At 50.5% G+C, this 12,796-nt stretch carries 10 protein-coding genes; 6 read left to right on the plus strand and 4 right to left on the minus strand.

All coding sequences use genetic code 11. The features are described from left to right. The first annotated feature begins 49 nt into the window (after window positions 1-49). From ACTRC3_RS07385 to ACTRC3_RS07395, 3 genes are all read left to right on the plus strand, one after another. Window positions 50-1,831: a hypothetical protein gene (locus tag ACTRC3_RS07385; RefSeq protein WP_440322623.1), complete on the plus strand. Its 1,782-nt coding sequence runs from the start codon at window positions 50-52 to the stop codon at window positions 1,829-1,831. 245 nt (window positions 1,832-2,076) lie between these two features. Beyond that, on the plus strand, window positions 2,077-3,573 hold the full coding sequence (locus tag ACTRC3_RS07390; protein ID WP_178038524.1) for an ATP-binding protein: 1,497 nt from the start codon (window positions 2,077-2,079) through the stop codon (window positions 3,571-3,573). Next, the gene (locus ACTRC3_RS07395) at window positions 3,570-4,259 is read left to right on the plus strand and encodes a response regulator transcription factor (RefSeq protein ID WP_440322624.1); all 690 of its coding nucleotides are present in this window, start codon (window positions 3,570-3,572) and stop codon (window positions 4,257-4,259) included. The genes ACTRC3_RS07390 and ACTRC3_RS07395 overlap by 4 nt, the downstream gene beginning before the upstream one ends. 226 nt (window positions 4,260-4,485) lie before the next feature. On the opposite strand, the gene ACTRC3_RS07400 is transcribed toward ACTRC3_RS07395, so the two are convergent. From ACTRC3_RS07400 to murC, 4 genes are all read right to left on the minus strand, one after another. Continuing rightward, window positions 4,486-5,673 carry a ribose-phosphate pyrophosphokinase gene (locus ACTRC3_RS07400; RefSeq protein WP_178039076.1) on the minus strand — a complete coding sequence of 396 codons (1,188 nt, stop codon included), beginning with the start codon at window positions 5,671-5,673 and terminating at the stop codon, window positions 4,486-4,488. A gap of 19 nt (window positions 5,674-5,692) precedes the next feature. Next, on the minus strand, window positions 5,693-6,667 hold the full coding sequence (locus tag ACTRC3_RS07405) for an ATP-binding protein (RefSeq protein ID WP_440322625.1): 975 nt from the start codon (window positions 6,665-6,667) through the stop codon (window positions 5,693-5,695). A gap of 14 nt (window positions 6,668-6,681) precedes the next feature. After that, window positions 6,682-7,764, minus strand: a complete 1,083-nt coding sequence (locus ACTRC3_RS07410; RefSeq protein WP_440322626.1) for a DnaD domain protein — start codon at window positions 7,762-7,764, stop codon at window positions 6,682-6,684. Window positions 7,765-8,102: 338 nt separating this feature from the next. Further along, a complete protein-coding gene (gene murC, locus ACTRC3_RS07415) occupies window positions 8,103-9,482 on the minus strand; it encodes a UDP-N-acetylmuramate--L-alanine ligase (protein ID WP_440322627.1) in 1,380 nt (459 codons plus the stop codon). 480 nt (window positions 9,483-9,962) lie between these two features. Here murC and ACTRC3_RS07420 point away from each other — a divergent pair, with 480 nt between their 5' ends. The 3 genes from ACTRC3_RS07420 to spoVG all read left to right on the plus strand — a co-directional run bounded on the left by ACTRC3_RS07420 (window position 9,963) and on the right by spoVG (window position 12,698). Then, a complete protein-coding gene (locus tag ACTRC3_RS07420) occupies window positions 9,963-11,234 on the plus strand; it encodes a glucose-1-phosphate adenylyltransferase (protein ID WP_178039080.1) in 1,272 nt (423 codons plus the stop codon). Next, a complete protein-coding gene (gene glgD / locus ACTRC3_RS07425; protein WP_178039081.1) occupies window positions 11,234-12,352 on the plus strand; it encodes a glucose-1-phosphate adenylyltransferase subunit GlgD in 1,119 nt (372 codons plus the stop codon). Before ACTRC3_RS07420 ends, glgD begins: the two co-directional genes overlap by 1 nt. 70 nt (window positions 12,353-12,422) lie before the next feature. After that, window positions 12,423-12,698 (plus strand): septation regulator SpoVG, encoded by a 276-nt coding sequence (gene spoVG / locus ACTRC3_RS07430; RefSeq protein ID WP_178039082.1) that lies wholly within the window; start codon window positions 12,423-12,425, stop codon window positions 12,696-12,698. The last annotated feature ends 98 nt before the right edge of the window (window positions 12,699-12,796 follow it).

Genomic DNA, 12,796 nt, shown 5'->3' on the forward strand with positions numbered 1-12,796 from the left:
GCAGCCTCTGCGTTGCGAGCGCAATTGGAAATAAATGGGAGAATAGAAAGTGAACGTAGAGACCATGCAGACAGACCGCAGGCGGCAGCACCTGATTTTTATCGGCCTGTTTCTTTTATTACAGGTGATTTTCATATGGAGGAGCTTCTACGGCTTCAATACGGCGGATGAGATGTATTTTATCGGCTGTTCGGAGCGTATTTTCCGGGGAGAGAAAATTCTGATCGATGAGTGGAATCCGACCCAGCAGCTCTGTTCCTTTCTGTTACATCCCATTTACAGCCTGATCCGGACGGTCATGGGGTCTACGGAAGGAATTGTGATGGCGAGCCGGTTTGCCTATCTGGTGTACTCCGGCGTGCTGACGCTGTTCTTCTATCTGCGGTTTCAGCGGCGTGGATATGCTTCCTTCGGACCAACGTTTTTGTTCGCGATTTTCGCGCCCTTCAGTATCTGCGCCATGTCCTATAATTCCATCGAATTCGGCATCCTGCCGGTACTGCTGGCGGTGCTCTCGGCGGATATGGAGCATTCGGTGCCGGAATATATCCTGTGCGGCATTCTGATGGCGGTGATCGTGCTGGCGAATCCCTTCGCGGTGCTGATGTACGCCGGGTACGGACTGATTTGCCTGATTGCCACGGTGCGCGGGCGTCGGAGAGGGACGAAGCCGGAGGGCGTGCTGCAGTTTCGGAATTTCCTGTGGATGACCCTGGGCGCAGGTATTATCCTGCTACTGTTCCTGGCCTTTATCTTCCAGCGGGGAACTTTATCAGAGATGCTGGCCAATGTGCCTCACATCGTGGGAGATTCCGAGCATCAGGAGGGGTATCTTTACAAGACCGGGCGGTATTTCCATCTGTGCTTTAAAAATTATAAATGGATGTTTGTGGGGCTTTTATTCGTGTATGGTGCGACCCTGTTTGATAAAAAGCGGTACAGCCATAGCTCTGTATATATGATTCTGGCGGCGGTGTGCGTCGTGCCTTATTTGATTTATTATGGGTTTGTTTTTGAACATATTACAGTGAATTATCAGATGCTGCCGCTGGCGTTCTGGTGCCTGGAGGCTTATTTTGTCACAGAGCATAAGGAAAAGCGGTTGTTTTATGGCTGGTATCTTCCGGCCATGTTGTTCACGATGATTGTGCAGTACGCGACCAATACGGGAATTGTGACCCTGAGCGTGGCTTACGGCATGTGCTCCTGTGTGGGACTGATTTTCGCGGCGGACTGGATGAAGGAAGAGAGACAGCGGTGGCAGTGTGCGCGGCGGGCGGACAGTGGTGGAAAGGCGGGACTGTGCCGGGCGGCGAAGCGCCGGCGGGTGGCATCGCTCTGTGTAGCCGGTGTGCTGCTGATACAGTTTGCGGGCACCTTCTGGCTGCGGATGACCTATGACTGGGGCGATGAGCGAGGCTGGCTTCTGGATACCCGGATGGAGCGCGGACCGCTGAAGGGTGTGTATACAACCCGGGGGACAGCAGAATGGTACGCGAACGTGTTGGATGAACTGGATATGCTGAAGCTCACTGCGGATGACGAATTGATGGTGGTGGGCGTGGCGCCCTGGATTTATCTCTACTCGGATGCCGGCTGCGGTAATTATTCCACCTGGCAGGTTCACGAGGGAAGTACCCAACTCCATGATTATTACGAGCTGCACCCGGATAAATTCCCGGATGTGGTTTATATGGCCCACTGGGCGGAGGAGTTTATGGCCTGCGATTTGTCGCACCTGTTCACGGACAGAGGCTACACCATCGTGTACCGGGGAACCGGCACCGTACTCATGTCCCCGGAGCGGGGGGCAGCTTTTATGGCAGAATAAGAAAAATATGGAAAATAAACGGCAAGGGCGTCGGAGGGATCCGATGCTCTTTACTTATGGAGTGAATGTTTACAAAAAATTTAGATTTTTTTGAGAGAGTTTCGAAGCGCCCGCCGGGGGAGTATGGTATAATAAAATAGATTTATCCTGTCGGATGGCATTCGAAGGAGATTATATAAAAGCCTAGGACATTCCGTGGATATCCCAGAGAATTGTAATTATTTATAAAATAAAGAGGGCTCATCATGAAACTGAAGACAAAACTTCTGATTACCTTTTTAATATTAATACTGGCTCCGATTATGTTCACCTCGCTGGCCTTCTTCGGCATCAGCCGCTACCAGATGAACGCGGTCAAGAAGCTCTACGGCGTGGAAAATGCCAGCTATGAGACCCTGTCCAATACGCCGGCCATGCTGAGCCGGATTACCAAGGACGCTTATACCGGGATGCAGGCGAAGTCTGAGAGCGATCCGGACGCCTTCGAGGACACCGCCTATCTGGATTCCGTGAACCTGGATCTGGAGGCCAGGTATTCCTTCCTGGTAGTGCGGAAAGACCAGGATTATATCTATGTAGGAAAGGATACGGATCAGGATCAGGAAGAACTGCTGGGCAGCCTCCCGGATTATAAGATGCAGGAATCGGATCAGGATGTGGGAATCTATATCGGCGGCGATCTGCAGGCGCTAGTGAAGCAGTTGGATTTCTCTTTTACGGATGGAGAGGAAGGAACAGCTTTTATTGTCACGTCCGTCGGCAGTATGATTCCCGAGGTGGAATCTATGGTAACGGACAGCGTGCTGGTGCTGGTCATGATTTTGATATTCACCAGCCTGATTCTGACGGCCTGGATTTATAAGAGTATCGTTACCCCTATTCACCATTTGCAGGTGGCCACTAAGAAGATTACCGACGGCAATCTGGATTTTGAGATGCCGGCGGGCGGCGACGACGAGATCGGCGAGCTCTGTACGGATTTTGAGGAAATGCGGCGGCGCCTGAAGGAATCCGCTGAGGAGAAGCTGGAGTCCGAGCGGCAGAATAAAGAACTGATCAGCAATATTTCCCATGATCTGAAGACGCCTATCACGGCGGTCAAGGGCTACGTGGAGGGCATCATGGACGGCGTGGCGGATACGCCGGAAAAGCAGGAAAAGTACATCCGTACTATTTACAATAAGGCCAATGACATGGAGCGGCTGATCAATGAGCTGACCTTCTATTCCAAGATTGATACGAACCGGATCCCGTACACCTTTGACCGGATTAATGTGAATGCTTACTTTGCGGATTGCGTAGAGGAGCTTTCCTTGGAGCTGGAGGAACAGAATATCGAGCTGGCTTATTTCAACTATGTGGATGAGGACGTACAGGTCATCGCCGACGCGGAGCAGATCAAGCGTGTCATCAATAATATCGTCAGCAATTCCATTAAATACATTGACAAGCCCAAGGGCTACATTAATATCCGCGTGAAGGACGTGGGCGATTTCGTCCAGGTGGAAATCGAGGACAACGGCAAGGGTATTGCTACCAAGGATCTGCCGCTGATCTTCAACCGGTTCTACCGGACCGACGCGTCCCGCAATTCGTCTAAGGGCGGCAGCGGCATCGGACTGTCCATCGTGAAGAAGATCATCGAGGATCATGGCGGAAAGGTCTGGGCCACGAGTAAGGAAAATACAGGAACAGTGATGTACTTTGTTCTTAGAAAATATCAGGAGGTGCCGGCAACATGAGTAAGATTTTGATTGTAGAGGATGAAGAGGCCATTGCGGATCTGGAGAAGGATTACCTGGAGCTGAGCGGCTTTGAGGTGGAGATTGCTTCGGATGGCACCAGTGGCCTGAAAAAGGCTTTGGAAGAGGAATTCCATTTGGTGATTCTGGATCTGATGCTGCCGGGCGTGGACGGTTTTGAAATCTGCCGTCAGATTCGGGAAGTGAAGAATATTCCGATTATTATGGTTTCGGCCAAGAAGGATGATATTGACAAAATCCGTGGTCTGGGTCTGGGCGCGGACGACTATATGACGAAGCCCTTCAGCCCAAGTGAATTGGTAGCCCGCGTGAAGGCTCATCTGAACCGCTATGAGCGCCTGGTGAGCAGCAATGTGAAGGAGAACAGTATCATCGAGATTCGTGGCATCAAGATCGACAAGACCGCCCGCCGGGTCTGGGTCAACGGCGAGGAGAAGAACTTCACCTCCCGTGAGTTTGATCTGTTGGCCTTCCTGGCGGAGAATCCGAACCATGTATTTACCAAGGAGGAACTGTTCCGGAAGATCTGGGATATGGATTCTGTGGGAGATATCGCAACGGTAACCGTGCATATTAAGAAGATTCGGGAGAAGATCGAGGTGAATTCGGCGAAGCCGCAGTATATTGAGACTATATGGGGTGTTGGTTACCGCTTTAAAGTCTGATAAAACGTGCCCCATATAGTCCTGCTCCGCAGGAATAAAGTGCTGCGCACGGCGATGGGGTGTTGGTTACCGCTTTAAAGTCTGATAAAACGTGCCCCATATAGTCCTGCTCCGCAGGAATAAAGTGCTACGCACGGCGATGGGGCGTTGGTTACCGCTTTAAAGTCTAAATAAGATATTAAAATTGGGAGCTGCGATGCAGCTCCCTTTTGCGTACTTAGAATTATTAATGCAGCTCCCCATTCCGATACCGTGTCAGCAGCGCCTGGATTCTGTCGTAGGGATCCAGGAGGTCGCTGATGGATACGTCGTGGTTCAGGGTATCGATGAGCAGGGCGATGTACTTGCTCATGTCACAGTTTACATAATATGGGCGGCTTAAGAGCTCCGGCGTCTGGTATACCAGATTTGTGGAGAATAGTTTGGTCAGCAGGCCCTCCTCAAAGGCTTTGTCAAATTCCGCCAGTCCGTTGGTAAACAGGGCGAAGGTGCAGAAGACGAAGATACGGTTGGCTCCGCGACTCTTCAGCTCCTTCATAACCTCAATCATGCTCTCACCGGAGGAAATCATATCGTCCACGATGATCATGTCCTTGCCCTCGATATCGGAGCCCAGGAATTCATGAGCTACGATGGGATTGCGGCCATTTACCACGCGGGTGTAGTCCCGGCGCTTGTAGAACATACCCATATCGAGACCCAGCACGTTGGCCAGATAGACAGCGCGGGACATACCGCCCTCGTCCGGGCTGATGACCAGCATATGATTGCTGTCGATCTGCAGACCCGGTGTGCTGTTCAGAAGGCCCTTGACCAGCTGATAAGCCGGAGTCACGGTCTCAAAGCCGTGAAGGGGTATAGCGTTCTGGACACGGGGATCGTGCGCCTCGAAGGTGATAATGTTCTCAACGCCCATGGCAACCAGCTCCTGCAGGGCCAGCGCGCAGTCCAGGGACTCTCGGGAGCTCCGCTTATGCTGGCGGCTCTCATAGAGGTAGGGCATAATTACGGTGATACGGCGGGCTTTTCCACCGATAGCAGCGATGACGCGCTTCAGATCCTGGAAATGGTCGTCCGGGGACATGTGGTTGGTGTAATTGTACAGGTTGTAAGTCAGACTGTAATTGCACACATCTACCATCAGATAAAGGTCATTTCCGCGGACAGAAGCTTTGATGGAGCCCTTTCCTTCTCCGGAACCAAACCGGGGTGTGTAAGCCTTAATCAGATAGGAGTCACGTTCATAGCCGGTGAAGGCGATGTTGGACTTGTGCTCCAGATCGTTGCTGTGACGCCACTCGACCAGATAGTCGTTGACCTTTTTACCAAGCTCCTCACAGCTATTTAAGGGGATCAGGCCCAGAGACCCGACGGGAATAGTTTCGAGAACACGCTGGCTGCGCTGCAATAACATAATTGTTACCTCCGTAAATTTATGAGTTAGTGTTATATAATTTTTTCTTGATTCGAATATCGCTTCCGGGCAGCTGCCGGATGGTGTAGCTGCTGATGATCCGGGAAAGGGTACGCTCAGAGTAGATGCTGCGGAGCGCCTCCATATCCAGATTCGAGGAAATCAGCGTGGACTTTTTACGCAAAATCCGCTCATTGATACACAGGAAAAATTGGGATACCGTAAAGGAATTCGGCAGCTCCGTGCCCAGATCGTCGATGATCAGCAGGTCACAGTCAAAGAGATAGGGGTAGGTCTGCTGGTAATTCTGCGCGCTACGCTCGCCTCCAAAAGCTGCTTTCGACAGCATATCGAAGAGCTGAAAGGCGGTCAGGTAGACGACGGAATGGCAGCTGTCCATGAGCTCCTTGGCAATGCAGTTGGAGAGAAAGGTCTTGCCGGTGCCCACGGCGCCCAGAAGCAGAAGATTCTGAAACTGCTTATCAAAATTCTCAATGAAGAGCCGGGCTTCCGCCACGGTGCGGCGCATGGAATCCCTGTCATCGCCATCATACCAGTTATACGAGAATGTGTCAAAGTTTTCCTGCTTTAAAACCTCATTTAAATTGGATTGATGATATAATAAATCAATTTCAGCCTGGAGAAAGCAATGGCATTTCTCCGCGCCGATGAAGCCTGTGTCCTGACAGTCCGGGCAGACGTAGACAGGCTTCAGCGCCTCCGGCGTCAGCCCGTGGGCAGAAAGAAGGGCGCTGCGCTGCTCCTGAAGGGCCTTCAGACGGCTTTTGAGCCCGTCCTTGCGGGACGGCGCGTCTTCTACCGCAGAGCGTACCAGAGCGGCCTGACAGGTTGTAATATCGGCCTCCAGAGCAGACAGTTCCGGGATATCCTTCTGAATCTGCTCCATGCGCGCTTCATACTCCTGGCGGCTCCGGGCCTGCCGGGCTGCATACATGCGCATGATGGAATCATACTGAGTGTTCATAAGAGACATAAGGCGTCCTCCGGTTATTGGTTAATGAGCTGCTTTTCCAGCTCTTTGAAATCATAGTCCCGTTCCTGAAAATTATGGAAGCGGTTGGGCGCGGCGGGCCGTTTGGGAGCCGTGGACGCGGGTTCCGTCTGAGACTTCCGGTCGCTCCGGTTTCGGTCGGCACTCTGGATATCGTTTAAGGACTTTACACCCTGCTTTTTCCAGGATGCCAGAATCTTGTCCGTGTAGGGAAAGCTTGGCTGGTGAATGGCTGCCATGGTGCGGCTGCAGGCCTCGGAAATCACTTCCAGTGAGAAACCGTAGTCCTTGAGCCATTTATCCATACAGGCGATCTCCGCGTCCACCGGATTGCGTCCGGCGATGCCGAAGGCCTTCAGAATCTTGAAATAAGCCCGGTTATAGATAGTCACCTGTTCCCTGGCCTGGGTTACGGTGGTGTAGCCGGCCTGATGCCAGGCACGGGCCGTTGCTTCTATGTAATGGATGCTTTTGTGTCCGCCTGATACGGAGTATTCCACGAGATATTCTATCAGGGACGGACTGAAGCCGAAGATATCGTGTAAATCCAGAATTTTGCTGACCTCGGTGGAGCTTAAGGGCTTGCCCAGATACTGCTCGCAGATGAAGAGGAGCTGCTGGGCTTCGTCGGGGGTCAGGGGCTCCTTGGGAAGAGTGCCGGAGGGCGTCGTCGGTGATGCAGAGTCGGCGGAAATTGCAGACGGAGCGGAAGGCGTCGGCTGTGGCTTTGACCTGGTCGTGACTGCGCAATCGGCAGCAGGAAGCTCAGCCATCTTTGCCTCCGGCTCATTTACAATCTGTATCCCGGTCAGATTCTCCGCATTATCATACTGGAGCTTCAAAAGCTTCATCCGCTCCCAGTACTTCAATGCCCGGCGCACGTCGCTCTCGGTATTTTCGAATTTATTGGCAATGAGCTCAATGGAAAGCTCCTGGGTGTCTGACTTCAGGCAGCGCAGAAGATAGAGATAGATTTTCACATATTCGCCGTTGGCTTCCGGCATGTAATTGTCCAGAAAAAGATTCGACACCAGGGTATGTCCGTGGTCGCCGTCTCCCTGTAAAATAAATTCGCTCATGCTGCACTCCTGAATCAAAAATTGTTAGTGTTCACGTTCTTTTCAAGCTCCTATATTGTAGCATAGAATCAAAAAAAAGAGAACAGGCTTTTTTTAACAGGAGCCCCGCAGGGGATGTGTATAAGCAAAAATGTGGATAATGTGGATAACTTTGTGGAAAAATATTATTTGCAACCGGGAAGAGAGAGCCAAAAGTCCCGGAAAGCCTGTAAAACAGGCAGAAACAGCTGATTTACATAAGAAATCGTGTAATTCTTATGTAAACAGGTTGTCCACAAAAAAATCCACATGCATTTCGGTGGAAAAGCACCAAAAAGCATGTGGATAATGTGGATAACTTATTTGCGAAGCAGGTCTTCGCCGATATCTATCACGTTTCCGGCACCCATAGTTATGCACAGGTCGCCGTGCATACATTTTTCCAATAAAAATTTTTCAATTTCCTCGAAGGTCGGGAAATAATAGGCGTCAGTGCCAAGTTCACGGATGCGGTCAGCCAGCTGCTTCGAGCTAATGCCCAGGGTGTCGGTCTCACGGGCCGCGTAGATGTCCGCCAGCACCACATGATCGGCCAGGGTCAGCGCTTTCGCAAAGTCGTTGAAGAAGGCCTTGGTCCGGGTGTAGGTGTGGGGCTGAAACACGCACCAGATCTCCCTGTGGGGATAATGCTGTGCCGCGTGGAGGGTCGCCTTGATCTCCGTCGGATGATGGGCGTAATCGTCGATGATGGTAAAGCCGTTCATCTCGCCCTTATACTGGAACCGGCGGTCTGTGCCGGAAAAGTTCATAAGACCCTTGCGGATGATCTCAGGTGCAATGTGGAGAGAATCCGCCAGAGCGATGGAAGCCAGGGCGTTCAGCACATTGTGTGCGCCCGGTACGTTCAGATGGTACTCCTGCCCCGGTTTACCGTGCTTTATTACACGGAAGGTGGCGTGAGCTGACTCGTCGTAAGTCACATGCTCCGCATGATAATCTGCTTCGGCGGTGGAGCCAAAGGTCACCACGCGGCAGGCCAGTCCATCGGTAATCTCCTGATAATTCTCAATATCGCTGTTGATGATCAGCAGGCCATTTTCCGGAAGAAGTCCCGCAAACCGGTGGAAGGAATGACGGATATCCGCCAGATCCTTGAAGAAATCCATATGGTCTTCTTCTATATTTAATATGATCCCGATGGTCGGGAAGAAATGCAGGAAGCTGTTGGTATACTCGCAGGCCTCTGTCAGGAAGGTCTCGGAGCCCCCTACCCGGATATTGCCGCCGATAGCAGGCAGAATGCCGCCCACGGAAATGGTGGGATCCGCGTCCGCGGCCAGAAGAATTGTGGAAATCATGGAAGTGGTCGTGGTTTTGCCATGGGTACCGGACACGGCAATGGCTTTTTTGTAATTGCGCATCAGCTGTCCCAGAAGCTCCGCCCGGGAAAGCATGGGGATACCCCGATCCTTCGCTGCCACGAATTCCGGATTGTCCGGGTGAATGGCAGCCGTGTATACAACGACCTCGCAGTCTGCGGGAATATTGGAAGCCTTCTGGCCGATGCGGATCTGCGCGCCAAGCCGGGTCAGATGGTCGGTCAGCTCGGAAGCATGGCTGTCGGAGCCAGAGACCGGAAAGCTCTCCTTCAGTAAAATCTCAGCCAGGCCGCTCATGCTGATGCCGCCGATGCCGATGAAATGAATGGGTACCGGATTATGAAAATGAAGTTGATACATACTATACACATCCTCGTTTTTTTTTAAGTTTTGCTGCGGCATATCACCTTGTTTCCCAGAGATTCCCTGTCGCAATTTTTACAGCAATAGTATAGCATTAGAGCGGAAAGTTGGCAAGATTGGGCTTGCCGGAATTGTCTTTGTGCGATCTGCATAACTGAGAATTGGAAATAAGAGGAAAATCATACCCTCATTTTATGAAAAGAAAAGGAAAATAATGTTATCATAGCGTTTGAATATGAATAATAAACAAGAAATTAACAAGATTCTAATACATTATAGATAATATGTCAATGAAATTCTAAAAAAGCTGTCGCAAAATGTTTAAAATAAAATCAAAATTTTCCAATTTCATGTTCACTATTTACAAATGGTATGGTATAATATGTTAGAAACCAGTGACAGACTGGGAGGGAATTTTGTCACTGTTTGGACAGAATGATGGGACATGAAGGAAAAATTTGGGCAAGAGGTGATTAGGTGATTAAGAAAGAAATGATAGCCATGCTGCTGGCTGGCGGTCAGGGAAGCCGTCTCGGGGTTTTAACTGCGAAAGTAGCGAAGCCCGCTGTATCTTTCGGCGGAAAGTACAGAATAATTGATTTCCCGTTGAGCAATTGTATTAATTCAGGTGTAGATACGGTCGGAGTTCTGACGCAGTATCAGCCGTTGCGTCTGAACACCCATATCGGAATTGGAATGCCGTGGGATCTGGATCGCAATGTGGGCGGCGTAACCGTACTCCCGCCATATGAAAAGAGTACAAACAGCGAATGGTATACCGGAACAGCGAATGCGATTTACCAGAATCTGGATTACATTGATACATATAATCCGGATTATGTGCTGATCCTTTCCGGAGATCACATCTATAAAATGGATTATGAAGTAATGTTGGATTTCCACAAGGAGAATAATGCCGATGTAACCATCGCGGTTATGCCGGTACCCATGGAGGAAGCCAGTCGTTTCGGCATCATGATCACCGATGACAATAACCAGATCACAGAGTTTGAAGAGAAACCCGAGCATCCCAGAAGCAATCTGGCATCCATGGGTATCTATATTTTCAGCTGGCCGATTTTACGGAACGCGCTGATTCAGCTTTCCAGCCAGCCAAACTGTGACTTCGGAAAACATATCATTCCGTATTGCCACGACAATGGAAACCGTCTGTTTGCGTTTGAGTTCAACGGATACTGGAAGGATGTAGGAACCTTAGGATCCTATTGGGAAGCCAATATGGAGCTCATTGATATCATTCCGGAGTTTAACCTCTATGAAGAATTCTGGAAGATTTATACCAAGAGCGACGCAGTGCCGCCCCAGTATGTATCCGCGGAATCGAAGATCGAAAAGAGCCTGATTACCGGAGGAGCCGAGATTTACGGAGATGTATACAATTCCGTGATCGGCGCAGGCGTTACCATTGGAAAGGGAACCGTGGTGCGCGACTCCATTATTATGAAGAATACAACTATCGGTGAAAACTGTACCATTGACAAGGCTATTATCGCGGAGGAAGTCGAGATCTCCGACGGCGTAGTGATGGGAATCGGTGAAGAAGTTCCGAACAAGGTACAGCCGAAGATCTATTCCTTCGGACTGGTCACCATTGGCGAGAATTCCTACATACCGCCGAATGTAAAGATAGGAAAGAATACGGCTATCGCAGGAGATACCACGCCGGATGATTACAACGAAGGCGTACTGGCAAGCGGCGAGACATTGATAAAGGTAGGTGAACGGTAATGAGAGCGATAGGAATTGTACTTGCAGGCGGCAATAATCACAGAATGAGAGAGTTATCCAACAAGCGTGCAGTAGCGGCTATGCCCGTGGCAGGAAGCTATCGCGGTATCGACTTCGCACTCAGCAATATGTCTAATTCTCATATCCAGAGAGTCGCGGTACTGACTCAGTATAACGCGCGCTCCCTGAACGAGCACCTGAACTCCTCCAAGTGGTGGGATTTCGGAAGAAAGCAGGGCGGCCTGTATATCTTCACACCGACCATCACCGCGGACAACAGCTCCTGGTACCGTGGAACCGCGGATTCCATCTACCAGAATCTGGACTGGCTCAAGAAGAGCCATGAGCCGTACGTAGTCATCGCGTCCGGAGACGCAGTTTACAAGATGGACTACAATAAGGTACTGGAATACCACATTGAGAAGAAAGCGGACATCACTGTAGTCTGCAAGGACATGCCGGCAGACACAGACGTATCTCGCTTCGGCGTGCTGAAGACCGATGAAGAAGGCCGGATTACCGAATTCGAGGAGAAGCCGGTGGAGACCCAGGAAAGCACCATTTCCTGCGGTATCTATGTCATCCGCAGAAGACAGCTGATCGAACTCATAGAGAAATGTGCCCAGGAAGATCGCTACGACTTCGTACGGGACATCCTGATTCGTTATAAGAACCTGAAGAGAATATTTGCATACCGCACCACAGACTACTGGAGCAACATCGCGTCCGTAGAGTCCTACTACGAGACCAACATGGATTTCCTGAAAGCGGATGTCCGCAAATACTTCTTCAAGACCTATCCGGATGTATACTCCAAGGTGCTGGATCTTCCTCCGGCCAAGTATAATCCGGGGGCAGACGTGAAGAACTCCCTGGTATCCAGCGGATGTATCATCAACGGAGCTGTAGAAAATTCCATTTTATTTAAGAAAGTGTTCGTGGGGAATAACTGTGTGATTAAGAACTCCATTATTCTCAACGAAGTGTATATCGGCGATAATACTTACATAGAGAACTGCATCGTTGAAAGCCGCGATACAATTCGTGCTAACTCCCGTTACGTAGGAGAGCATGGGGTTAAGATAGTCGTCGAGAAAAATGAGCGTTACGTGCTGTAACGACGGACGGCCCACAAAGCACTGATAAGACAAACTGACCTGCAAAGGGCAGAAGAAAGGGGCAGGAAGTATGCAGATTACAGATGTACGCGTACGGAAGGTGTCAAAAGAAGGTAAGATGAAGGCCGTCGTTTCGATCACCATTGATGATGAATTTGTGGTTCATGATATCAAGGTTATCGAGGGCGAAAAAGGACTGTTTATCGCGATGCCGAGCAGAAAAGCGTCAGACGGAGAGTATCGGGATATTGCACATCCCATCAATTCCGGAACCAGAGATCATATTCAGGGGATCATTCTGGATAAGTATGAGGCTGCGCTGGTAGAGGCGGAAGAAGAGGCTTAGGTGATAAAGAGAACGATATAATGTAGGGGGAAGGCGTCGTCCGGAAGGGGCGGCGCCTTTTATGTTGGGGACGGACGCGAGGCGGGAGGAGCTTGGGG

This window comes from Laedolimicola sp. (genome assembly GCF_051972735.1).
In the GTDB taxonomy this organism is placed as follows: domain Bacteria; phylum Bacillota; class Clostridia; order Lachnospirales; family Lachnospiraceae; genus Laedolimicola; species Laedolimicola intestinihominis.

Coding starts and splice junctions, on each gene's coding strand:
- spoVG (WP_178039082.1), top strand. CDS start 12,423: ATGCAGATTACAGATGTACGCGTACGGAAGGTGTCAAAAGAAGGTAAG.
- murC (WP_440322627.1), bottom strand. CDS start 9,482: ATGTATCAACTTCATTTTCATAATCCGGTACCCATTCATTTCATCGGC.
- ACTRC3_RS07400 (WP_178039076.1), bottom strand. CDS start 5,673: ATGTTATTGCAGCGCAGCCAGCGTGTTCTCGAAACTATTCCCGTCGGG.
- ACTRC3_RS07395 (WP_440322624.1), top strand. CDS start 3,570: ATGAGTAAGATTTTGATTGTAGAGGATGAAGAGGCCATTGCGGATCTG.
- glgD (WP_178039081.1), top strand. CDS start 11,234: ATGAGAGCGATAGGAATTGTACTTGCAGGCGGCAATAATCACAGAATG.
- ACTRC3_RS07390 (WP_178038524.1), top strand. CDS start 2,077: ATGAAACTGAAGACAAAACTTCTGATTACCTTTTTAATATTAATACTG.
- ACTRC3_RS07405 (WP_440322625.1), bottom strand. CDS start 6,667: ATGTCTCTTATGAACACTCAGTATGATTCCATCATGCGCATGTATGCA.
- ACTRC3_RS07410 (WP_440322626.1), bottom strand. CDS start 7,764: ATGAGCGAATTTATTTTACAGGGAGACGGCGACCACGGACATACCCTG.